Annotated in this window: 14 protein-coding genes; 7 read left to right on the top strand and 7 right to left on the bottom strand. The window is 74.0% G+C overall.

What is annotated here, in order from left to right:
• Positions 1–30 precede the first annotated feature (30 nt).
• From ACIQH8_RS06055 to ddaH, 5 genes are all read left to right on the top strand, one after another.
• On the top strand, positions 31–1608 hold the full coding sequence (locus tag ACIQH8_RS06055) for an APC family permease (protein WP_400996053.1): 1578 nt from the start codon (positions 31–33) through the stop codon (positions 1606–1608).
• Between the two features lie 148 nt (positions 1609–1756).
• A complete protein-coding gene (gene purN / locus ACIQH8_RS06050) occupies positions 1757–2350 on the top strand; it encodes a phosphoribosylglycinamide formyltransferase (RefSeq protein WP_400996051.1) in 594 nt (197 codons plus the stop codon).
• Positions 2347–3957: a bifunctional phosphoribosylaminoimidazolecarboxamide formyltransferase/IMP cyclohydrolase gene (gene purH, locus ACIQH8_RS06045; protein ID WP_400996049.1), complete on the top strand. Its 1611-nt coding sequence runs from the start codon at positions 2347–2349 to the stop codon at positions 3955–3957. The genes purN and purH overlap by 4 nt, the downstream gene beginning before the upstream one ends.
• A gap of 224 nt (positions 3958–4181) precedes the next feature.
• On the top strand, positions 4182–5276 hold the full coding sequence (locus ACIQH8_RS06040; protein ID WP_400996046.1) for a Glu/Leu/Phe/Val dehydrogenase dimerization domain-containing protein: 1095 nt from the start codon (positions 4182–4184) through the stop codon (positions 5274–5276).
• A 130-nt stretch (positions 5277–5406) separates the two neighbouring features.
• Positions 5407–6663, top strand: a complete 1257-nt coding sequence (gene ddaH, locus ACIQH8_RS06035; protein WP_400996044.1) for a dimethylargininase — start codon at positions 5407–5409, stop codon at positions 6661–6663.
• On the opposite strand, the gene ACIQH8_RS06030 is transcribed toward ddaH, so the two are convergent.
• The 4 genes from ACIQH8_RS06030 to ACIQH8_RS06015 are packed head-to-tail and all read right to left on the bottom strand — an operon-like array spanning position 6635 to position 14170.
• A complete protein-coding gene (locus ACIQH8_RS06030) occupies positions 6635–7366 on the bottom strand; it encodes an ABC transporter ATP-binding protein (RefSeq protein WP_400997856.1) in 732 nt (243 codons plus the stop codon). The genes ddaH and ACIQH8_RS06030 overlap by 29 nt on opposite strands.
• Positions 7367–7371: 5 nt before the next feature.
• Entirely contained in the window at positions 7372–8319 is a 948-nt protein-coding gene (locus ACIQH8_RS06025; RefSeq protein ID WP_400996041.1) for an ABC transporter ATP-binding protein, read from the bottom strand.
• Positions 8320–8321: 2 nt separating this feature from the next.
• A complete protein-coding gene (locus tag ACIQH8_RS06020) occupies positions 8322–11114 on the bottom strand; it encodes a hypothetical protein (protein WP_400996038.1) in 2793 nt (930 codons plus the stop codon).
• On the bottom strand, positions 11111–14170 hold the full coding sequence (locus ACIQH8_RS06015) for a hypothetical protein (RefSeq protein WP_400996036.1): 3060 nt from the start codon (positions 14168–14170) through the stop codon (positions 11111–11113). Before ACIQH8_RS06015 ends, ACIQH8_RS06020 begins: the two co-directional genes overlap by 4 nt.
• A gap of 513 nt (positions 14171–14683) precedes the next feature.
• Between ACIQH8_RS06015 and ACIQH8_RS06010 the strand changes: the two genes are divergently transcribed.
• Together ACIQH8_RS06010 and ACIQH8_RS06005 are read left to right on the top strand one after the other, a co-directional pair.
• The gene (locus ACIQH8_RS06010; RefSeq protein ID WP_400997853.1) at positions 14684–16525 is read left to right on the top strand and encodes an ABC transporter ATP-binding protein; all 1842 of its coding nucleotides are present in this window, start codon (positions 14684–14686) and stop codon (positions 16523–16525) included.
• Positions 16522–18330, top strand: coding sequence for an ABC transporter ATP-binding protein (locus tag ACIQH8_RS06005; RefSeq protein WP_400996034.1), 1809 nt, complete (start codon positions 16522–16524; stop codon positions 18328–18330). The genes ACIQH8_RS06010 and ACIQH8_RS06005 overlap by 4 nt, the downstream gene beginning before the upstream one ends.
• Before the next feature lie 65 nt (positions 18331–18395).
• Here ACIQH8_RS06005 and ACIQH8_RS06000 read toward each other — a convergent pair whose 3' ends face one another.
• From ACIQH8_RS06000 to ACIQH8_RS05990, 3 genes are all read right to left on the bottom strand, one after another.
• Positions 18396–19760 (bottom strand): type III PLP-dependent enzyme, encoded by a 1365-nt coding sequence (locus ACIQH8_RS06000; RefSeq protein ID WP_400996031.1) that lies wholly within the window; start codon positions 19758–19760, stop codon positions 18396–18398.
• Positions 19757–20362 carry a hypothetical protein gene (locus tag ACIQH8_RS05995; protein ID WP_400996029.1) on the bottom strand — a complete coding sequence of 202 codons (606 nt, stop codon included), beginning with the start codon at positions 20360–20362 and terminating at the stop codon, positions 19757–19759. Before ACIQH8_RS05995 ends, ACIQH8_RS06000 begins: the two co-directional genes overlap by 4 nt.
• A gap of 93 nt (positions 20363–20455) precedes the next feature.
• Entirely contained in the window at positions 20456–24208 is a 3753-nt protein-coding gene (locus ACIQH8_RS05990; RefSeq protein WP_400996027.1) for a DUF3376 domain-containing protein, read from the bottom strand.
• Positions 24209–24354: the final 146 nt, after the last annotated feature.

Raw genomic sequence — 24354 nt, 5'->3', positions numbered from 1 at the left:
ATACCCGAACCGCACTCGATGAGGAGTCACATGACCGAGACCGCTGCCCGACCGCGGCCTTCATCCGCCCCCGCACCCGGGCCCGCCACCGGCCACGACGGCAAGGGCCTCGCCACCGGAACCCTCGGCCTCTGGGGCTCGACGGTCATCGGCCTCGCCTCCACGGCGCCCGTCTACTCGCTCGCCGCGACGCTCGGCTGGGTCGTGCTCGCCGTCGGTGCACAGGCCCCCATCGCGTTCATCATCGCGTTCGCGCCGATGCTCCTCATCGCCTTCGCCTACCGCGAGCTGAACCGCGAGATCCCCGACTGCGGCACCACGTTCACGTGGGGCACCAAGGCGTTCGGTCCGTGGATCGGCTGGATGGGCGGCTGGGGCGTCGCCGTCGCGGGCGTCGTCGTACTCGCCAACCTCGCCCAGATCGGCGGCATCTACTTCTGGATGCTCATCGACGCCTCGCTCGCCGAGAACCCCGTGGTCGTGACCGCCACCGGCGTCGTCTTCATCGCCGCGATGACTTGGATCAGCTGGCGCGGCCTCGAGATCGGCGAGCGCCTGCAGAACGTGCTGCTCGCCATCCAGTACGTCGCACTCATCGCGTTCGTCGTGCTCGTCGTCGTGCAGTTCGCGACCGGCACCGCACCCGCCACCGCGACCCTCCCGACGCTCGAGTGGTTCAACCCGTTCGGGTTCACGGACTTCTCCGCGTTCGTCGAGTCGATCCTGCTCGCGCTCTTCATCTACTGGGGCTGGGACACGTGCCTCGCGCTCAACGAGGAGACGAAGGACCCCAAGCGCACGCCCGGTCGCGCCGCCGTGCTCACGACCGTCATCCTGCTCGTCACGTACGTCGGCGTCACCGTCGCCGCGATGGCCTACGCGGGCCTCGGCAGCGAGGGCTTCGGACTCGGCAACGAGGCCAACGCCGACGACGTCTTCTTCGCCCTGAAGGACGCGGTGTTCGGTCCCTGGTCGTGGCTGCTCGTCATCGCCGTCATGATCTCCGCGGTCTCCTCGACGCAGACCACGATCCTGCCCACCGCGCGCGGCACGCTCGCGATGGCCGTCTACAAGGCCCTCCCGGAGAAGTTCGCGAGCGTGCACCCGCGCTTCAAGACCCCGTCGTTCTCGACGCTGCTCATGGGCGCGGTCGCCATCCTGTTCTTCGTCGGGATGTCGCTCATCAGCGACAACCTCATGCAGGACACGATCCTCTCGCTCGGCCTCGCCATCGCGTTCTACTACGCGATCACCGGATTCGCGTGCGTCTGGTACTTCCGGAAGACGCTCCGCGACAGCGCCCGCAACCTGTGGTTCCGCGGCATCCTGCCGTTCATCGGCGCCGTGCTGCTGTCGGCGGCGTTCGTCTTCTCCGTGGTCGACATGCTCGACCCCGACTACGGCTACACGGTGCTGTTCGGCGTCGGCGGCGTCTTCGTGGTGGGCGTCGGATCGCTCGCGCTCGGCGTGGTGCTCATGCTCGTGTGGGCGGCCCTTCCGGCGTCGAATCCGTTCTTCCGCGGCGAGGCGCTGAACGAGGAGACCGAGGTGCTCGTGCCCGACGAGGACGAGCTCGTCATCGCCACCTCGGAGGTCACCGGCCGATAGTCCGCCCTCCGACGACGACGAGCGGATGTCCCGGCGCGAGCCGAGGCATCCGCTCGTGTCGTCTCGGGCCGGCCGCGCACGTCGTGTGCGCGGCTGCGCGGGCGGCCCCGTGTCATCCGCTCGTCTGCGCGGCGGGTACCCTCGTAGGGTGCTGAAGCTCGTCGTGCTGATCTCGGGCACGGGTTCGAACCTCCGTGCGCTGCTCGAGGCGTCGGAGGACGCCGAGTTCCCCGCGAGGGTCGTCGCCATCGGCGCCGACCGCGACTGCGAGGGGCTGGCGCTCGGCGAGGAGTTCGGGATCCCGGCCTTCACGGTGCCGTTCACGGTCTACGACTCGCGCGAGGAGTGGGGCGACGCGCTCATCGCGCAGGTCCGCGCGTGGGGCGCCGACCTCGTCATCCTCTCCGGGCTCATGCGACTCGTGCCACCCGCCGTCGTCGACGCGTTCAGCCCGTTCCTCATCAACACGCATCCCGCGTACCTGCCCGAGTTCCCCGGCGCGCACGGCGTGCGCGACGCGCTCGCGGCGGGCGTCACCGAGACCGGCGCGAGCCTCATCGTCGTCGACAATTCGGTCGACGGCGGACCGGTCATCGCGCAGGAGCGAATCCCGGTGCTGCCGGGCGACACCGAGTCGACGCTCCACGACCGCATCAAGCCCGTCGAGCGTCGCCTGCTCATCCAGGCCGTCATCGACATCGCCAACTCGCACCTCGACCTGAAGGAGCTCGCCCGATCATGAGCGGAGCACGCATCGACCCGAGCCTCTACCGCGAACGCGACCTCGTGCCTGTGAGGCGCGCGCTCATCGCCGTGAGCGACAAGTCCGGGCTCGTCGAGCTCGCATCGGCGCTCGTCGAGGCCGGCGTCGAGATCGTGTCGACCGGCGGCACCTCGAAGGCCATCGCCGGCGCGGGGCTCCCGGTCACGCAGGTCGCCGACGTGACGGGCTACCCCGAGCACCTCGACGGGCGCGTGCGGACGCTGCACCCCGCGGTGCACTCGGGCCTCCTCGCCGATCTGCGGCTCGAGCACCACGAGCGCGAGCTCGCACAGCTCGCCATCGCGCCCTACGAGCTCGTCGTCGTGAACCTCTACCCGTTCGTCGAGACCGTCGCCTCCGGCGCCGAGGCCGACGAGATCGTCGAGCAGATCGACATCGGCGGGCCCGCGATGGTGCGCGCATCGGCCAAGAACCACGCCAACGTCGCCGTCGTCGTCTCGCCCGACCGCTACGACGAGGTCGTCTCGGCCGTGCGCGACGGCGGCACCACGCTCGCCCAGCGTCGCGACCTCGCGCGCGAGGCGTTCCGCCACACCGCGACCTACGATATCGCCGTGGCCTCGTGGATCGGCAGCGTCGTCGCGCCCGACCAGGCCGCCGACGAGTCGCCGTTCCCCGCATGGGTCGGGGCGGCGTGGACCAAGGACGCCGACCTCCGCTACGGCGAGAACTCGCACCAGAGGGCCGCACGCTACTCCGCCGTCGGCGGCCGCCCGGGCATCGCCCAGGCGAGGCAGCTGCACGGCAAGGAGATGTCGTACAACAACTACGTCGACGCGGATGCCGCGGTGCGGGCGGCCTACGACTTCGACGCGCCGGCCGTGGCGATCATCAAGCACGCCAACCCGTGCGGCATCGCCGTCGCGGCATCCGGTGCGGCCGACCCGATCGCCGACGCCCACCGCCGCGCGCACGAGTGCGACCCCGTGTCGGCCTTCGGCGGCGTGATCGCCGCGAACCGCACCGTCACGCGCGAGATGGCGGAGACCGTCTCGGGCATCTTCACCGAGGTGCTCGTCGCGCCTGGCTTCGAGCCCGACGCCGTCGAGGTGCTCACGCAGAAGAAGAACCTCCGCCTGCTCGAGCTGCCCGACGGTTTCACCCCGCCGGTCACCGAGATCCGGCAGGTCTCCGGCGGGCTGCTGCTGCAGCAGGCCGACCGGTCGTTCGCGCCGGCCGCCGCGTGGACGCTCGCCGCCGGCGAGCCCGCCGACGAGGCGACGCTCGCCGACCTCGAGTTCGCATGGCGCGCGTGCCGCGCCGTGAAGTCGAACGCGATCCTGCTCGCCTCCGGCGGCGCCTCGGTCGGCGTCGGCATGGGACAGGTCAACCGCGTCGATTCCTGCAGGCTCGCCGTCGAGCGCGCCGGCGATCGCGCGGCCGGATCGGTCGCGGCATCCGACGCCTTCTTCCCGTTCGCCGACGGGCTGCAGATCCTCCTGGACGCGGGCGTACGCGCGGTCGTGCAGCCGGGCGGATCGGTGCGCGACGAGGAGGTCGTCGCCGCCGCGAAGGCCGCGGGCGTGACCATGTACTTCACGGGCGAGCGGCACTTCTTCCACTGATCGGCGTCGGGCCGCGCGCCCGCGACCCGCGTGTCGGTCCCTCCCTGCGGATATACGATCCGCCGCGCCGTCGAGGGGGCGCTCGGGACGGCGCGCCCGATCGTATATCCGCCGTCCTGAGCGGCGCCGCACGGTGCCTCCCCGGCGGTACCCTTGAGGTGAGGGCGCCCACGAAGCGCCCGCGAAGCCGCGCCCACAAGGCGATGAAGTCAAGGAGCCGATCGATGTCGATCACCCACGCCCCCGCGCCGTCCCCCTCCGGGGTCCACGCCGCACTGCCCGTCGATGCCCCCGACCACGAACGCGTGCTCATCACGCGCGGTCCGCGTTCCGGGCTCACCATCATCGTCGCGGTGCACTCCACCGCACTCGGCCAGGCGCTCGGCGGTGCCCGCGTCTGGCACTACGAGCACTGGACCGACGCGCTCGCCGATGCACTGCGCCTCTCGCAGGCCATGACCCTGAAGAACGCCGCAGCGGGCCTCGCCCGCGGCGGCGGGAAGTCGGTCGTCTGCATCCCCGCCGGCGAAACCCTCGACGAGGCGCGTCGCCACGACGCGATGCTCGACCTCGGCGACGCCGTCGAGTCGCTCGGCGGCGCCTACATGACCGCAGAAGACGTCGGCACGAGCGCCGAGCTCATGTCGGTCGTCCACGCGCGCACGGAGCACGTCTGCGGCCTGCCCGCCCACGAGGGCGGCGTGGGCGAACCGGCGGATGCCACCGCGGCCGGCGTGCACGCGGGCATCCTCGCGACGCTCGACCACGTCTTCGGCTCGCGCGAGGTCTCGGGCCGCCACTTCGTCATCGCCGGGCTCGGCCAGGTCGGCGGACGACTCGCCCGGGCCCTCGCCGCGGGCGGCGCACGCCTCACCGTCGCCGACGTGCACGAGGGCAAGCGGGCCCTCGCCGAGGAACTCGGCGCCGAGTGGGTGTCGCCTGCCGACGCGCACCGCGTCGAGGCCGACATGTTCGTCCCGTGCGGGCTCGGCGGCGTGCTCACGCCCGAGGTCGTGCAGGAGCTCCGCGTGCGGGCCGTCGTGGGTGCGGCGAACAACCAGCTCGCCGAGCGCGACGTCGCCCGCATGCTCCGGGGTCGCGGCATCGCGTGGGCGCCCGACTTCGTCGTGAACGCCGGTGGCGTCGTCTACCTCGACCTCGCCTCGGCGCCCGGCATCGGCCAGGAGGAGCTCGACCGGCGCATCGCCGGCATCGGCGACGTCGTCGCCGCCGTGCACCGGGACGCCGACGCCGCCGGCATCACCACCCTCGAGGCCGCGGAGCGGCTCGCGGCAGCCCGCCTCGACGCGGCTCGCTGACCAGACCGGGGGTGCGGGGCGACGGTCGATCGTCGCCCCGCACCGCCGTCCACGGCCGGCTCCCGATGCCGGGCGCGGGGGTGCCCCGTGCGTGCGCGACGCCTCCCGCCCGGCCGATAGGCTCATCCGCATGACGCCTCCCGCGACCCAGCCCCCGGCCGTGCCCGCGCTCGATCCCGCGCAGGCGAGCGTCGCCCGACGCTCGGTCGCGGCCATGGCGTCCGCTGGGGCGGTCGTGCTCATCGCCTTCGGCGCCGGTGTCATCGCCAACCTGCTCGCACGCGAGCAGAACCCCGCCGTGCTCGCGCAGTCCGTGCCCTACTTCGCGCTCGCCGCGGTCGTGCTGTGGGGCCTGCTCTGCATCGGCAACGCCCTCGGGGCGCTCCGCGCCTGGTTCCTCGCGCTGCCCGTCGGGCTCACGTCGGCCGTGCTCGCGACGCTCCTCGCCGCGAGCGCCAACGTGGTCACCAGTGGGGTGCAGGTCTCCGCCCAGGTGTTCTCCCTCGTGCTGTCGAGCCTGCTCGGCCTGAACCTCCTGTTCATCGTCGCGGCCGTGCTCGCCGAGGTGTTCGTCGCCCCGCGCGTGGCCGCGTGGGTGCTCGCGCACCGCCCGCGCCGAGCGGCGCGCCGAATCGCGCTCGTGCGCATCCCCGCCTCGAACCTCGACGAGGGCGAACTCACCCACCTCGAGCGCCGTCCCGTCGACCAGGCGCTCGCCGACGAGCAGTGGGACGACTACTGCGCGGCGCTCGTCGCCGAGGGGTGGGAGACCGTCGAGGTCGACGCCGCGCCCGACCTGCCCGACTCGGTCTTCATCGAGGACACGGTGGTGTTCTTCGGCGGCCTCGCCGTGCTCGCGAGCCCCGGCGCCGAGTCCCGTCGCGGCGAACTGGAGGCGGTCGAGCGCGCCGTCCGCGCCATGCCGGGCGTCTCCATCGCCCGGATCGCAGCGCCCGGAACCCTCGACGGCGGCGATGTCCTCAAGGTCGGCTCGATCGTGTACGTCGGAGCGTCCTCGCGCACGAACGCCGAGGGCATCCGCCAACTCCGCGGCATCCTCGCACCGCTCGGCTACACCGTCGTCGCCGTACCGATGGGGAAGGCGCTGCACCTGAAGAGCGCCGTGACGGCGCTGCCCGACGGCACGATCATCGGCGACCCGGCGCTCGTCGAGCACACGTCCCTGTTCCCGCGCTTCCTCGCGGTGCCCGAGCCCGAGGGGGTCGCGGTCGTCGTCCTGACGGACGAGACACTGCTCATGTCGGCGTCGGCGCCCGAGACCGCCGCGCTCCTGTCCGGCCTCGGCTACCGGGTGGTCACCGTCGACATCAGCGAGTTCGAGAAGCTCGAGGGCTGCGTCACGTGCCTCTCGGTGCGCGTGCGCTGAGCCGACCGCGGACCGTCTGCTCGGGGTCTACGACGGCGCCGGTGACGACACGGCCGTCGTGGAGTTCGACCACCCGGTCGGCCCGGCGGACGAGTGCGGGGTCGTGCGTCGTCACGACCGCGGCGACGCCCTCGGCGTGGACGAGGTCGCTGATCAGGTCCATGACGGTCGCCGCGGTTCCGCTGTCGAGCTGACCGGTCGGCTCGTCGGCGAGCAGCAGGCTCGGCCTGGCGGCGAGTGCGCGAGCGATGCCGACGCGCTGCTGCTGTCCGCCCGAGAGTTCGTAGGGGCGCTGCGCGGCGTGCGCAGACAGTCCGACGAGCTCGAGCGCGTGCGCGACGCGCGCCTCCCGCTCGGCGGCGCCGAGCCGCTGCAACCGGAGCGGCACCTCGACGTTCTCCGCGGCGGAGAGCACGGGGATGAGCCCGAACGACTGGAACACGTAGCCCACGTGGTCGCGGCGCATCGCTGCGAGGGCGTCCTCGCCGAGCAACCCCAGGTCGTCGTCGCCGAGCACGACCCTGCCCGAGGTCGGCCGATCGAGTCCGCCGAGCAGGTTCAGGAGGGTCGTCTTGCCGGCGCCGGATCGCCCCGTGACGACGACGAGTTCGCCGGCGCCGACCTCGAGCGAGACGTCGTCCACGGCGACGACCGTGCCGCCGCGGGTCTCGTAGACGCGACGGAGGGCCTCGGCGCGCAGCATGCTCATCATGACTCCTCCTCGTCCGGCCCTGTGGCCGCGGCATCCGTCGCCCGATCGCGGCGCGCAGCGCCGGCGTGACCGGGCCACACCCCGACATGGTCGGGTTCGAGCGCGAGGCGCACACGGTCGCGCAACTCGAGGTCGGTCACGAAGTCGTGGGGGAGTTGCAGGCGGCCCACGCGGTCGAGTACCGCGAACTCCTCGGCGATCGCGTGCTCGGTGCCGTGCTCGTCGACGTGCGTCGAGCGGAGCACCTCGGTCGACGTGCGGCCGTCGCGGATCTGCACGGTCCGTCGGACATGCTCGGAGACCGAGGGGTCGTGCGTGACGATGAGCATGGTCACGCCGAGTTCCTCGTTCACCTCGCGCATCGCCTCGAGCACCGAGGCCGACGTCGCCTCGTCGAGCTCGCCCGTGGGTTCGTCGGCCAGCAGCACCTCGGGGCGGTTCGCAAGCGCGACGGCGATGGCCACGCGCTGCTGCTCGCCGCCCGAGAGCTCGGCGGGCCGCCGGTGGGCGACATCGGGCACGCCGACGAGGTCGAGCAGTTCGCCGATGCGTGCCGTGCGCGCCGGCCCCCGGAACCTGCGGGCGACGCTCATCGCGAGGGCCACGTTCTCGGCCGCCGTCAGGTAGGGCAGCAGGTTGCGCGAGGTCTGCTGCCAGACGAAACCGACCGTGTCGCGGCGGTAGTCGACGCGCTCGCGGTCGCGCATCGCGAGCAGATCGTGCCCGGCGACGCGTGCGACACCGGCGGTGGCGGTGTCGAGCGCGGAGAGGATCGTGAGCAGCGTCGACTTGCCGGAGCCCGACGCGCCGATCAGCGCGACGAGTTCGCCCGGGTCGATGCGCAGGTTGAGCCCCTGCAGCGCCTGCACCTCGACGCCGTCGGCGCTGAAGATGCGCACCAGGTCGGTGCACAGGATATGCGGTTCCACGGCGGCCTGCGTCATGCTCAGCCCTCCTCCTCCTTGCGCATCGCGCGCGCGGCGCCGACGCGCCCGCCCACGTGTGCGGCGACGGCCGCCGCGGCGGCCGAGACGATGACGGATGCGGCGAGCACGGCGCCCACGAGGACCCAGTCGAAGGTCACGGCGGGTGCGGCCGCGCCGCCGGTGAAGCCGCGGAGGTCGACGCCCTGCAGCACGATGACGGGTACGAGTGCGCCGAGCGCGACGCCGGCGACGATCGCGACCGCGGTCACCGGTCCGATCTCCCACGCCACGATCGCGCGTTCGCCGCGGCGGCCGAGCCCGAGGGTCGCGAGCAGCGGGAGCAGCCGCTCGCGCGCGGGCTGCCCGACGAGCAGGGTGAGCGCGAGCGCGAGCGCGGTGAGCAGCGTCGCTGCGGCGATCGCGGCGATGAGGCCCGCGCGGAGTCCGTCCGAGTCGGGCTGTGCGCGCAGCCGGTCGGCGAGTGCAGCGGCCGTGGTGCCCTCGGCGCCGTCGCCCGCGATCGCGACGAGCGCGTCGACGACGTCCGTGGGGTCGGCGTCCGGCGTCATCCGGACGAGCACCTCTCGCGGCACGAACGTCGCCGCGAACGGGTCGGCGTTCGCGCGATCGACGATGATCCAGGCGTCGCGCGACGTGAAGGGGCTCTCCGCCGACGGGGCGCCGACGACGTCGAGCGCACGACCCTCGAGGTCGACCTCCTCCGCCGCGCCGATGGCGGTCGCCACGGTCGGGGAGACGAGCACCGGCACCGGTTCGACGGCGTCGGAGAGCTCGTCGGGCAGGTCGAGGGCGTCGGGACGTCCGGCCTGGACGCGCTCGACCTCCTCGCGGTCGAGGACGATGATGGTCGTCGAGCGGGTGCGGCCGTCGACGTCGAGTTGCGCGGGCGTCGTCGAGTAGATCGGTGCGATCGCCGCGACGCCGTCGACCGCCGCCATCTCGTCGAGCTGCGCGCGCGTCAGCGGGACGCCCGCGACCGCCGCATCCGCCCCGACGCGTCGCTCGCTCGCCGTCTCGATTCCGCGCTCGAGCGTCGAGAGCACGACGGTCGAGGTCACGGCGACGGACACGCCCACGACGACCGCGAGCACGGGCACGAGCCCCGCGCTCGGGTCGCGGAGCGCCCGGGCGGACCCGAGGAACGGGACGAGGCCGCGACCCCGCGCCAGCCGTCGCACGAGCGCGCCGAGCGGCAGCGGGTAGATGCGGAGCACGAGCACGCACGCCGCGAGTGCGAGCAGCAGCGGCGCCGCGGCGAGCAGCGGGTCGACGCCGAGGTCGTCGGCGCCCGACGCGCCGCGCTGGATGAGCAGGACGCACGAGACGGCCGCGACGAGCACGACGAGGGCCTCGACGACGACGCGTGCCCGTCCGGGCCGAGCCGTTCCGAGGTCGGCGCGGGCCCGCCGCAGCGGACTGAGCTCCGGTGCCCGGGCGACGAGCAGTGCCGGCGGGGTGAGCGCGAAGACCGCGGCGATCCACCAGCCGGCGGCGCCCGGGGCACCGGGCGTGACGGCCACGGCGATCACCGCGCCCAGCGCGGCCGAGGGGATGCCGATCGCCAGCCCCTCGGCGAGCAGCACGCCCCGCAGCCGGAGCGGAGATGCACCGCGCGCTGCGGCGAGTTCGAGCCCCGTGCGGCGGCGTTCGAACACGACGCGCGCGCCGAGCACGAGCACCGCGATCGCGACGCCGATCGGTCCCGACGCGATCATCGCGAGCACGGCGTCGACGGCGGCGGCCGCCGCGACCGAGTCGACCAGGATGTCGCGCAGGCCCGTCGTGAATCCGACCGTGCCCACCGTGGAGACGGTGAGGTAGGGCACGAACGTGCCGGGCGGTGCGTCGGGCATGTCGACCTCGATCCAGCGTCCGGACCCGAGCACCTGCGACGTGCTCGAGAACTCCCCGAGCTGCGCGGCCAGCTCGGGGGCGTCCGAGGCGCGGACGTCCTCGGCATCCGTCGGGATCCACGAGCGCATCTCGAGTGCGAGCGCGAACGGCGCGAAGTCGGGCCACGAGGCGGGGTCGATCCACGCCACGGCCGTGTACTCGGGCGGCGAGAGCCCGTTGTCGACCACCGAGGCGCGCAACGCCGTGGGGAGGTGCGTCCAGAAGCCGGCGTCTGGGTCCGCGGCCGCGACGGTGCCGGCGAGGCGCACCGTCACCTCGACGCCCGTGTAGTCGATCGAGCGCACCTCGCCGACCGCCCACGCCATCGATTCGGCCACGGGAACTGCGAGGGCCACCTCGATCGCCTCGGCGCGCGGGGTCTGGATGGGGCCGGGAAGCGGGGCGGGCCACGCGCCGTCGACGAGGACGAGGTGCTCCCGCATGCGCGGGTCGAAGCCGGGCTGGATCCGGTAGCGTGGCGACCCCGGTCCGGCGCCGTCGACGCGGGCCACGACCGGTCCGGAGACCGCGACGGTCATCGGCTCGCCGGTGGTCGACCGCAGCGGCTGGGGGAGCGACGCGCGGACCGCGTTCAGGCGCTCCTCGTGCCCGCCCCAGACCGGCTCCACGTCGTCGGGCAGGTCGGTTCCGGCGTTCGACGGCCCGACGTCGGGCCCCAGGGGTGTGGTCGACACCAGGTCGATCTCGGAGGCCGGGTGGTCGGCGAGCCGCGCCTCGAGCGCCGCGGTATGGACGTCGGCGACCGCACGCGGCGCGGCGACGGCGAGGAACGCGGCACCGCAGACGAGGAGGGCGAGCGCGATCGACGGCAGCGGCGCAGCGGCCAGCTGCCGGAGCACCAGGCCGGCGGTCGAGGTGCGCGAGTGCCGTCGCGTCATCGCTCCTCCGTCCCGGGCACCGCGGTGCGCGCCCGCACGCCGACGGCGGCCGCCGCGGCGGCCGCGATCGCGAGGCACCCGGCCACGAGCAGCACGAGGGCCGCCGCGAGCGGCGGCCACGACGTGACGAGCGAGGCGACGAGGCCTGCGGGGGCGCCCGGTGCGAGCGCGCGACCGAGGTCGGGCGCGGTGAGTGCGGCCACCGCGAGGCCGATGCCGACGCCGATGACCGTCGCCGTGACGACCAGTCCGACGAGCTCGGCGCGCCGCGCCGCGGACTGGAGTCGTGCGGTGGCACCGAGCGCGCGGAGCACCGCGAGCTCGCCGGCGCGGGCGTTCGCCAGCGCGGCCACGAGTCCTGCGAGGGCGACGACCGCGAGCCCCGCCGCGCCGACCGCGCCGATCCAGAGGGCGGTGACGCCCGGGGCGACGATGGCGACGGCGGATGCATCGGCGCGCGCGTCGACGTCGGCCGCCAGCCCTGCGGCGTCGACGATCGCATCGGCCGTGGCGTCGGCGTCCGGTCCCGCGAGCCAGACGTCGCCGAACTCCGGCACGCCCGCGCCCGAGGCGAACGCGAACGAGGAGAGCGCGCCGAGATCGGCCAGGAGGCCCGGTCCGACGGCGGGCACGACCGCGACGACGTCGACGACCTCCGCGCGCACGGTGGCGCCGCCGGCGTCGAGCCGGAACTCGATCGGGTCCCCCGGCTCGGCCGCGACGAGCGCGGCGAGGCCGGAGTCGATCACGACGGGGAGGACATCGTCGGAGGCGCCGGCGGCGACGAGACGGTCGGCCGGGGACCGGCTCGAGACGGCGAGGGTCCCGTCGAGTCCCGAGGCGGATGCCGCGTCGGCACCTCGGACGTCGACCTCGAGCGCCCCGCCCCCGCCGGCCATCCGAGCCTCGACTCCGAGCAGCGTCATTCCGGCGAGGTCGGGCGCGATCGCCTCCACGCGAGCCTCGGCGCCGGACCGGACCTCGCCCGCCGGGATGCGTCGAGCGGCGCCGTCGGCGTCGAGGAGCCAGAACGCGAGCGCCGCGCGGGGCGGGTTCGCTGCGTCGTCCGTCGCCGTCGAGACGCCGGATGCGTCGGCGACGCGCACCGCCACCTCGAGCGCCAGGACCGCACCCGCGTCGATCGAGGGGCCCCGGGCCGTCGAGGCGAGCGCGTCGCGCGCGGAGACGTCGAGCGGCGTCCCGGAGCCCGGGGCTGCGTCGGCGAGGCGGGAGACGGGCAGGGCGACGACGCCGACGGGGTCGGAGCCCACTCGCGCCTCCCCGCGGTGCACGGGGACGGCGATCGTGTCGGGAGGCAGCGCACCGAGTCCGTCGGTACCGGCGATGCCGCCGTCGACGATGTCGCGACCGGCGAGCTCGATGCGCGCCTCCCCACCGATCGCTGCGGCCGAGGCGGCCGCATCGTACGTGCGCCACGACCCGTCGACGGCGGCCCCGAGCGCGAGGCCGCCGGCGGCGAAGGCGAGCACGAGGATCGCGGAGGCGTACGCGGGCGCGCGTCGAGCGAGCTGCCGCGCCGGCAGGGCGGGAACGAGCCCGGGGCGCGCGCCGGCCCACCGCTCGACGAGCCGGAGCACCGCGCCGACGAGGACGAGCGAGCCGACCGCGAGGGCGAGCAGCGCCAGCACGGGCGCGAGCGACGCGAGGGGGTCGATGCTCGAGCCGCCCGAGGCGGACCGCACGATCGGCGATCCGTACAACCGGAACTGCCAGAGCGCCACCGCGGCGAGCGTGACGAGCAGGACCACGCCGCCCGCGGCGATCGCACGCCCCGCGCGGCCGGTCACGTCGCCCGAGCCGCGGACGACCGGGCGTCGAGCATCGCGCCAGGCGGTGCCGGCGAGCACGGTCACGACCGCGACCGCCACTCCCGCTCCCACGGCCCACGGGAGCGCCGCAGCGGAGGTGCCGCCAGGGGCCAGCCCGGCGAGGGCGACGGATGCCGCGAGCGCTCCGGCGAGCACGGTGGGCGCCGCGATGACGAGCGCCTCCGCGGCCGCGGAGCGCGCGATCGACGACGGCGAGGCGCCACGCGCGAGCAGGAGTGTCGTCTCGCGGCGGCGTTCCGTCACGAGGAGCGCGGCCGTGCGGAGCAGTGCGACGAGGCCGGCGGCGCCGAGCAGGAGCACCGGCAGCGGTGCCAGGGCGCGTGCCGCGCCGAGACCCGCGAGCACCCGGTCGAGGGTCTCGCGGAGGCCGCCGGAGACGACGATGCCGTCCGTGCCCACGGCGTCGTCGTGCTGCAGGGCCGGCAGGGCGAGCGGGATGGAGGCGTGCAGTGCCGCGAGTCGGTCGGGGTCCGCGCCCGCCGGATCGACCGTCGCGGTCCAGCGCACGGCGACGGCCGCGCCGACGTCCGCCAGTGCGGACTCGTCGACGAGCAGCGGTCCGATCGCGCCGTCGACGACGCCGGTCGCGACGAGCGGGTCGCCCGCCCACGACGGATCCCGGACCTCCGACGGCAGCCAGGTCCCCACGACGAGCACCCGGACGCCGTCGAGGTCGAGCACGGAGCCCGGCGCGAGCCCCGTGGCATCCGTCGCCCCGGCGTGCATCGCACCCGGCACCGCGCCGACCTCGTCGGCGGCCGCGCGCGCGTCGGCATCGTCGGGCCAGTCGCCCTCGACCAGGTCAGCGCGTCCGGCGAGGTCGTCGTCCGCGAGCAGCACCACGCCGGCAGCCGGATCCGGCCGGACGTCGGCGGACGCCCCCAGTACCGCGACCGCATCGCTCGCGACCGATCGGTGCACCCGGGCACCGTGGGCCGCGACGAATCGCTCGAGCACCGCCGCCGTCGCCTCCGCCTGCGCGCCCGCCGCCGCAGCGTCCGATGCGAGCGGCATGCGCCACGTCACGGCGCCGTCCGCGCCGTCGGCGGCGGCGACCGCCGCGCGCGCTCCCGCGACGGGTGCGGCGGCGAGGACGCCGACGACCGTGGCGAGGAACGCGGTGAGCAGCAGCGACACGGCGGCGGACCCGGCGAGCACCCCGAGGCGCGCGCGCGAACGGGCCAACAGCAGGCGTGCCGGGGACACGCGACCTCCTCATCGTCGGGTCGCACGCGCGGGGGACGAGAGGGCGGCCGGATCCGGCGCGTGTCGGGATCGGGACAGCGTACTCCGGAACTCGGGTCTTGCGTCACCCCCGGGCTCGGGCATACTCTGAACGGCTGTCCGCTCGGGGAACCATCCGGCGGGCGATGGGCTCGTGACCACGACGCAGGAGGACGACATGAAGTACACCGGCATTCCCGCCCGCACCGTCGCGGCGTTCGGTGCGTTCGTCCCGGCGCTCGCCTCCACCGCCACGGTCTCTCGGGGCTAGCGCCCGACACCGTCCAGCCGGCGGCACGCCGGCCGTTTCCCGCGGGGCCCGCCGCCTCGCCGCTCTCGTCCGCGCACGATCACGTGCGCGGCATCCGCGTCTCCCTTCGACGAGTCCGCATCCGCGCGACCCGTCGCGCTTCCCGGAAGGAACCCGGCGTGACCGCCACCCGACCCACCCTCCATCCACCCCACGCCGAGCGCACCGGCACGGTGCGCGCACTCATGCGGCTGCGCGAGTACGTCGGCCCCGCCATGACCGCGATCGTGCTGAGCACGGCCGCCTACCTCGTGGCCCAGCTCATCGCCCTCTCCATCCCGCAGGTGCTCGAGGCGATCGTCGACGGTCCGCTCGCGGACGGCGACAGCGAGGCGATCGTGCCGCTCTCGCTGCTCGTGCTCGCGCTGGGTGCCGCCGAGGCGGCGATGTTCGCGCTCCGCCGCTGGCTCGTGATCGGCCCGACCACGAGGGTCGAGGCGCGCATGCGCGACGCCCTGTACGCCAAGCTGCAGGACCTGCCCGTGAGCTTCCACGACCGCTGGCCGAGCGGCCAGCTGCTCTCCCGAGCCGTGAGCGACCTCGGCCTCATCCGCCGGTGGCTCGCGTTCGGCCTCGTGCTGCTCGTCGGGAACCTCATCGTCATCGTCGTCGGCGCGGTCGTGCTGATCTCGATGAGCTGGATGCTGGGACTCGTCTTCCTCGTCTGCTCGATCCCGCTCTGGATCGTCGGCTACCGGTTCGAGGGGCGCTACTCCGAGGTGTCGCGCCGCAGCCAGGACCAGTCGGGCGACCTCGCCACCGCGGTCGAGGAGTCGGTGCACGGCATCCGCGTGCTCAAGGCGTTCGGCCGGGGCAAGCACGCGCTGAGCTCGTTCCGCGCGCAGGCCGAGCAGCTCCGGTCGACCGAGATCGAGAAGGCGCGGCTCGACGCGAACATCTGGGTGTGGATCCTGATCGTGCCGACCGTTGCGATCGCGATCTGCCTCGTGCTGGGCGTCCAGCTCGCCGCGCAGGGCCAACTGTCGGTCGGGCAGCTCGTGGCCTTCTTCGCGACCGCCGCCGTGCTCGCCTGGCCCATCGAGTCGATCGGGTTCCTGCTCGCGTTCTCGCTCGATGCGCGGACCGCCACGGACCGCTACTTCGACATCATGGACAGCGAGAACGCGGTCCGCGATCCGGAGCGGCCGGTCGAGCTCGGCTCGCCCCGCGGCGAACTCGCCTTCACCGACGTCCATTTCCGCTACCAGGACTCGCCCGATCGCTTCGGCGACCTGCTCGACGGCGTCGACCTGGTGCTGCGGCCGGGCGAGACCATGGCGCTCGTCGGCCTCACGGGGTGCGGCAAGACGACGATGACGGCCCTCACCACACGTCTCTACGACGTCACGAGCGGCTCGGTGACGCTCGACGGCGTCGACGTGCGCGCGTTCCGCCGCGAGGAGCTGCGCCGCCACATCGCGATGGCGTTCGAGGACGCCACGCTGTTCTCCGCCTCCGTGCGCGAGAACGTGCTGCTCGGCCGGCCCGAGCTCACGGGCGACGCGGCGTCCGACCCGGCGGTCGCGGCCGAGGCGCAGCGCGTGCTCGACGAGGCCCTGCGCATCGCGCAGGCCGGGTTCGCGTACGACCTGCCCGACGGCGTCGACACCACGGTCGGCGAGGAGGGCATGAGCCTCTCGGGCGGGCAGCGTCAGCGGCTCGCGCTCGCGCGCGCGGTCGCGGCGAAGCCGGCCGTGCTGGTGCTCGACGACCCGCTGTCGGCGCTCGACGTGGCGACCGAGGCGCGCGTCGAGGCCGAACTGCGCACCGTGCTCGCCTCGACGACCGCGCTGATCGTCGCGCACCGTCCGTCGACCGTGATGCTCGCCGACCGGGTCGCCCTGCTCGAGCACGGGCGGATCACGGCGGTCGGAACCCACTCCGAGCTCCTGCGCGAGTCGGAGCACTACCGGTTCGTGATCTCGAGCCTGGAGGACGAGGAGCGCCGCGCCCAGGCGGAGGCATCCGACCTCATCGACGGCGAGGACCTCGCCGAACCCACCGCACCGAAGGAGGCGATCCGATGAGCACCGTGACCGGCGTGCAGGGCGAGGAGCGCGACGAGTACTCGAAGGCGGAGTCGCGCTCGCTCCGCCGTCGCAGCCTGCGCCTGCTCGGGTCCCTGCTCCAGCCGCTGCGCGCGCAGCTCTGGGTGACGATGGCCGTCATCGTGGTCTCCACCGCCGCCCAGGTCGCCGGCCCCGCGATCATCGCGTACGGCATCGACCAGGGCCTTCCGGCGCTCATGCGGCAGGACTGGCTGCCCGTCGGCCTCGCGGGGCTGGCGTACCTCGTGACGGGCGCCGTCGGGGCGTTCCTCATCGCCTGGTACATCCGCATGGCCGCGCGCATCAGCCAGGCCGTACTCATCGACCTGCGCACGCGCGTGTTCCTGCACACCCAGAAACTGTCGCTGGAGTTCCACGAGTCGTACACGTCGGGCCGGATCATCTCGCGGCAGACGAGCGACCTCGACGCCATCCGAGAACTCATGGACGAGGGCATCAACCAGCTCGTGCGGGGCCTGCTCTACATGCTCTTCACGGCGATCGCGCTCGTGTGGCTGGACTGGCTCTCGGGGCTGGTCCTCCTCGCGACCCTGCTTCCGCTCGCCCTCCTCACGCGGTGGTTCCAGGTGCGCTCGCAGCGGCTGTTCCGGCGCTCGCGCGTCGCGAGCGCGAAGCTCATCGTGCAGTTCGTCGAAACCATGACGGGCATCCGCGCGGTGCAGGCGTTCCGCTCGGAGCGGCGCAACGAGCGGGTCTTCGGCGACCTCACCGAGGACTACCGCGACGTGAACGCCCGCGCGCTCGGGCTGTTCGCCGTGTACAACCCGGCACTCAACTTCATGGGCTACGTCGCGGTCGCGGGCGTGCTGCTCATCGGCGGGTTCCGCGTGGCCGACGGGGCGCTCGAGGTGGGCGTGCTGCTCGCAGCGGTGCTCTACACGAAGCGCTTCTTCGACCCGATGGAGGAGCTGGCGATGTTCTACAACTCGTACCAGTCGGCCGCGTCGGCGCTCGAGAAGATCTCGGGGGTCCTCGAGGAGCAGCCGAGCGTGCCCGACCCGGCCGAGCCGGTCGACCTCTGGAAGGCCGACGGCCGGGTGCGGTTCGAGTCGGTCGAATTCGCGTACACGCCCGACCGCGTCGTACTGCCCCGCTTCGACCTCGACGTGCCGGCGGGGCAGACGGTCGCGCTCGTCGGCTCGACAGGCGCGGGCAAGTCGACGCTCGCGAAGCTGATCTCGCGCTTCTACGACCCGACCGACGGGGTCGTCGAACTCGACGGCGTGGACCTCCGACGCATGCACCCGAAGGACCTGCGCCGCGCGATCGTCATGGTCACCCAGGAGGCGTACCTGTTCTCCGGGTCGGTCGCCGACAACATCGCGCTCGGCAAGCCGGAGGCGAGCTTCGACGAGATCGTCGCGGCAGCGAAGGCGGTCGGCGCGCACGAGTTCATCGAGGGACTGCCGAACGGCTACGACACCGACGTGAACAAGCGCGGCGGGCGCGTCTCGGCGGGTCAGCGCCAGCTGATCTCGTTCGCGCGCGCGTTCCTCGCCGACCCCGCGGTGCTGATCCTCGACGAGGCGACGAGCTCGCTCGACATCCCGAGCGAGCGGCTCGTGCAGCAGGGCCTGCAGACGCTGCTCGCCGACCGCACCGCGGTCATCATCGCGCACCGCCTGTCGACGGTCGCGATCGCCGACCGCGTGCTCGTCATGGAGCACGGCCGCATCGTGGAGGACGGCGCGCCCGCCGACCTCATCGGCGGCACCGGGCGGTTCGCGGCGCTGCACGCGGCCTGGCGCGACTCGCTCGTCTAGCGGTGCGGCGGGCGGATGGCTCGGGCGTGGGCCCGAGGCATCCGCCCTCGCCGTGCGCCCCAGCGTCAGCCGGGTCGCACCTCGACGATCGGCGTGCGCGCGATGCCGTTGAAGCCCGTCGCGGTCGCCCACGTGTACGCGCCCATCATCGGCGAGACGAGCAGGTCGCCGTCGGCGAGGGGCGGCAGCGGCAGGTGGCGCGCGACGACGTCGACGCTGTCGCAGGTCGGTCCCGCGAGCGTCACCGGCACCCGCGTCCGGGTGAGCACCCGTCGCGCGGCCCGCTCGGCCGCGTCGTCGCCGACCGGCTGCACGCCCAGCTCGGCCGCGGCGAAGACGAGCGCGTGCACGTCCTCCGCCGGGATGTTCGAGTAGGCGCCGTACAGGCCCTCGTCGAGGTGATGCCATCGGCCGTCGGCACGGTCGTTGGTTCCGATCACGCGGGTGACGAGCGTCATCGCGGGCGCGGCGACGACGCGGCCCGGTTCGATCACCACGCGCACGTGCGCGGGCACGTCCGCGAGGGCGGGGCGGATGCCGCGGGCGAGCTCCGCGAGCGAGGGCACCGGTTCGTCGTAGGCGACGGGGAACCCGCCACCCAGGTCGAGCACCTCGAACCGGATGCCGTGCCGCGACTCGAGCGAGCGCATGAGCCGCAGCGTCGTCCCGATCGCCCGCACCCACGGCACGGCGGACGCGGTCTGGCTTCCGACGTGGAACGTGAACCCGCGCACCGTGAGCCGGGACCGCAGGCAGCGTTCGACGAGCGCGGGCGCGTCCTCCGGGAGGATGCCGAACTTCGACGACAGGTCGGACTTCGCCTCCGGGTTCGGGAACGACAGCCGGATGAGCACGCCCACGTCGGGTGTCGGCAGCCCCGCGAACTTCGCGACCTCCGAGGGGCTGTCGACGACGAAGGTGCGGATGCCGCGCAGGTACGCGCCCGTGATGTCGGCCACCGACTTCACCGGGTGCGTGTGCAGGCACCGCCCGATCGGGACGCCCTCGCGCTCCAGCAGGTCGAGCTCGCCGCGAGAGGCGACCTCGAAGGAGGCACCGAAGCCGTGGACGGCCCGGATCACCGCCGGATGGGGGAGGGACTTCGTCGCGAAGTGGATCGCGGCGTTCGGCAGCTCGCGCCGGAGCGCGAGCAACTGCGTCGCCACCCGGTCGACGTCGAGCAGGAACAGCGGCGACCCGTGCTCGCGCACGAGCGCGGCGAGCCGGATGCGTTGCGCGTACGCGGCGAGTTCGCGGCGGACGAGCTCGCGGTGCGGCGGCCGCTCGGGGATCGGCCCGGTCGCGGTGCCCGACCGCCGCCGAGCCGTCCGTGGCCGTCGCGCGCGCAGATCGCTCGACGCGGCGGGAGCATCGGACCGGCTCGACGCGAGCCCTTCCGGCTCGGTCGACGATCGGTACAGGAGCGTCATCGGAGGACTCCGTCCAGGCGTGGCGCCGACGGCGCCGGTCGGGTCGTGCGGGGCGTCGGGGTTGCGAGTCGACCGGTGTCGGCGGTCGTCGCGTCCGGGCCCGGCGCGCCCGTGGCATCCGCCCCGCCGTCCGGCAGGATCAGCCGTCGGGCGAGTTCGAACGACACGATCGCGATCATGTAGAACACGGCGTCGGCGGCGAGCTTGCCGACGAGCCATCCGCTCGGGTTCGGGCCGAGCGCCGTCGTCGCGGCGAGGAGGAGCGCGGGTCGCACCAGGAACGTGTCGAACCCCTCGGCCGGGCCGAACTCCGCGACCAGGCCGCGCAGTGCGAGCACGACCGCGACGAACGCGCGGCGCGGCGCGCTCCGATGGCGGCGCACGCGCGACGAGCGCAGGTGCCCGCGGATGCCCCGGACCACGACGAGTGCGTAGTACCCGACCCCCTCGGCGACCGTGCCGACCACCGCGGCCGTGACGAGCGACCCGGAGCTCTCGTACGCGGCCCACGCGCCCGCGATCGCCGTGACGGTGCCGAGCACCTCCAGCGGCAGGTACCGCGCGATCCACTGCGCGACGCGTCCCCGTTGCGTTCCGACCATGCGTGCAGCCTCGTGGGCGACGCCGCACGCCGGATCGGGGCGGTCACCCCGATCGGATCGGGGTCACCACTGAACGCGCGGCGGAGATCGGGATCAGGCGAGCGGCGCGCGCTCCACCCGGTCATCGGTGCGGGGGAGCCGTCGGACGCCGTCGGGCATCCACCACACGACGTTCGCCCACACCACGATGAACGCCGTCGCGGCGACCGTGTCGGCGAGCAGCGGTGCGATGCCGACCGTGACGAGCTTCGCGAGCGCGTAGGCGCCCAGCGCCGCGAGCACCGAGGCGATCGTGACCGTGCACCAGTTGACGAGGTTGATCCGGTCGATCGGTCGACGCTCGCCGGCGGCCACCGGGGTGCCGTCCTCGTCGAGGATCGGACGGTACCCGATCCGGAGCCAGTCCCAGGTGAGCGCGATCGTGACCGCGGCCGCCCCCACGGCGAGGGCCACCCAGTTCAGGTCGCGCGGCACCTCGAGCGCCGCCGGCGTGCGTCCGCGAGTGAGGTACTCGGTCAGCAGCTGGGCGATGGGCAGGACGCCGCCGAGCAGGGCGAAGACCGAGATCATCCCGATCGTCCGCGCCTCGCGTCCCGGGATCGGGGCGCGCGAGGCGGCCGTCGCCGCCCGCACGGCGATCGCCGTGAGCACGATCGTGACGCCGAGGCAGAGCAGCATCAGCAGGAAGTTGCTGCCGATGATCGCGATCATGAACGGGAAGACGCTCGCGATCGCGACGCTCGCCATGAACCAGGCGGGGCGACGCGCGCGCGTGCGCGCCTGCCCTGCCGCCGACCCGAGCTCGCCGCCCAGCGCCTCGGCGACCGCCGACCAGTGGCGCAGGCGCGAGCCGACGGATCCCGCGATCACGGCGACCGCGACGAGGCCCGACACGAGGGCGACCCCGAGCCACCAGATCGAGTCGAACTCGACGTCGTCCCACGTCAGCAGCCAGGCGACGGCGGCGACGAATCCCGAGACCAGGGCCAGTCGCGGCGGGTCGAACAGGGTCGGGACGGGAACGAGGAGCGGTCGCAGCAGGACGAGGACGGCCAGGGCGAGCCACCGGGTGCCTCTCCGGACGGGTTGGACCACGACGCGGTCGAACAGGCGGACGGTGCGCGACGCGATCGCGAAGCGGTACGAGGGGTCGAGGTTGAAGATCGTGTCCGTGCCCGCGCGCATGCGCGCCCGCCGTGCGGTGCCCGCCTCCTCGAGCGATGCGGATGACGCCGACGCCGACGCCGACGCCGACGGCGACGCGGACGCCGAAGACGCCGACGCCGACGTTGCCGCCGGCGCGGGACCGGGCACGGATTCCAACGGCGACAGGGCGCGAGCGACGACCTCTGGCTCGTCAGCCTCGGCCAGGACCGCGTCCTGGAGGACCCGGACGGCGCGCGCCGTCTGCACCGCATCGGGGGCCAGGGAGGTGAGGAACCTCGCGATGCCGGCGGCGCCGTCGAGCCTGCCCCACCACCAGTCGTTGACCCGCCACTCGCGGGCGAGGAAGCCGAGGAAGTTGCCGACGCCGTACCCGGCGAGCTTCGAACCCCGGTCGAGGGCGACCTCCGCCGAGGCCGCCTCGACGGCGGCTGCCGCCTCGCGGGGCGTCAGGCCCGGGGTCCGCAGGACGCGGCCGAGCATCGAGTACCACCGGTCCTGCACGAGCGCCAGGTACTGCTGCGGGTCGGCCGGCGGCTCGTCCACGCCGATCGCCCAGTAGCGCACGCTGGAGAGCGCCGGCGGGATGCCCGCCGAGTGGTACAGCGGCGGGAGGTCGACGGCCGACAGCATCGGGCCCTCCGCGAGCGGTCGCCACGGCGACCCGGCCCACCGCGGCTCGAGCTCCCGGCTCCCCGCGGCGATCTCCCGCTCGACGTTCACCGTCGCGATCCGCAGCCGCGCGACGGCGCGGTCGAGGCCGTCCCACGCGTCGGGCTCGCGGAAGCGGCGGCTCTCCGCGAGCCAGAGGTCGATCCATCCGCGCAGGTCGTCGGCGGTGGGGTCGGCGCCGCGCTCGGCGAAGTCGGCCGTCTCCTCGAGCACGCGGACCGTCACCCGGTCGCGCCACGCGAGCGCGGCCGTGAGGGCGGTGTAGGCGGCCTCCCGCACCTCGCCGAAGGCGAACCCGTGCCGCGCCCCCGGCTCGGCGGGAAGGGCTTCCAAGGCCCTCGTCCAGCCGAGCACGCAGTTCGCGGCATCCGCCAGCGCCAGCGGCGAGCGCGCGAACGCGTCGCGGTGCGCGGGAGGCATCGTTGAGACCCGTTCCGTCGCGACATCCGCCATCGCCGTCAGCCTGACGAGGGGGATCGGCCGGTAGCGACGCCGGTGCTCGAGCGAGGAGTGGAGCTGCCAGAGGCTCGGCGCCGCGATCGTCTCGGCCAGGTGGTCCGCGAGATCGACCGCCAGCGCCCTGAGGTAGGCCGGCCGCCTGGCGACCACGCCGCCGGGGTCGGCGAGGGCGCTGGCGACGAGCGGTGCCGCACCCTCGAATCGCGCCCTCGCGACCTGCTGGTCGGTGTTGAAGCGCTCGAGCTCCGCGACCTCGCGGGCCACCGATTCCCGACGCAGCTGCTTGTCGAACATCGCCTTGATCGCGCGGAAGAACCGCGAGGCGTTCGGGTCCCAGTCGACGCGGCCCCCGAGCGGCGGATCGGGTTCGGGGTCGAGGAAGATCATCGCCCGGTCGGCGCGACGGTCGGACACGCGCGAGCGGGCCGCCCGAAGCGCCCGCTCGATGGGCACGTTGTCGAACACCGCGCCGTCGACGACGCGGTACGGCGTCGAGGCCTCGGCGCGATGACCCGCGAACGCGAACCGCATGCCGGGTCCGCCGTCGATGCCGGCCTCGTCGCCCGTCCCGGCGTCGCCCCGGAAGGAGTCGATCGCTGCCGGCTCGAACCCGCCGGGAAGGGAGGAGGTCGAGCGGGCCGCCAGTGCGAGCCGCGACAGGTTCGTGAGGTCGTCCTCGCGCACGGCCGGGTCGACCGGCCGGGCCGCCGTCTCCAGCTCGCGATGCCGGGCGGGGATGCGGTTGTCCAGCCGGTGGGCGTCGTCGCCGACGAACCGGAAGTGCCCGCGTCCCTCGTTCGCGTCCTCCTCGTACTCGTCGTTCGCGTCGATCACGGTCGCGGAGAGATCGACCGCGGTGTACTCCGCGACGAGGTCGGGATGGCGGTCGTCGGTGTCGTAGATCTCGACCAGCGCCTTGTCAGTCTCGGAGCGGAAGTACTTCTCGCCCTGCATGAGCGCGAGGATCCGACGCGCGCCGGGCGGGTGCAGCAGCCCCCAGAAGCCGCCGACCGACCCCCAGGTGCGGAGCAGCCGGTCGAGCCCGGTGCCGGCGCGCTGGGCGACCGCGTACACGACCGCGTTCAGGCCGCCGGCACTCGCTCCCGCGAGCAGGTCGAACTCCACGCGGTCGTAGCCCGCGGCATCCAGCATCTCCGCGTACGCCTGCAGGCGAACGCGGACCGGGCCCGTCAGGGGGCGGCCGGGCGTCTCGGGCACGATCGCGAGCGTGAGGTCGCCGAGGTCGTAGAGGCGGATGCGACGCAGGAGGTCGAGCTCGGCGACCGTGCCGCCGATCCACACGGCGAGGCTCACGCCGCCACGCATCGCGAGGGCGACCCGGAGGGTGCGGTTGAACGACGGGGCGGCGCCGGGTCGTCGTGCGAGCACGTCAGCGACACGCTCGCCGCTCGGCACGACGACGAGCTCGACCCGCCGCCCCGTCGTCACGACTCGGGTGGGATCAGGGCCGACGGGCGAGGAATCGGACGTCGCGGCGCCTGGCGCTGACGGGACGGGGGCGGATGCCGGCGTCGAACCGGGTCGGACCATGACGCTCCTCGGGTGGACGGCGCGGGCCGGCGCCTCGGGGGTGGCGCGGCGAGCAGGGTGCGCGACCCGAACCCAGCGTGGCACGGCTGCGGCCCCGGATGCACGGGGCTGTCCCCACAACGGGGTCCCGCGGTGGTCGGGTCGCG

The organism is Agromyces sp. GXQ0307 (assembly GCF_044769845.1).
Taxonomy (GTDB): domain Bacteria; phylum Actinomycetota; class Actinomycetes; order Actinomycetales; family Microbacteriaceae; genus Agromyces.
This window is presented reverse-complemented; position numbering and strand designations above follow the sequence as displayed.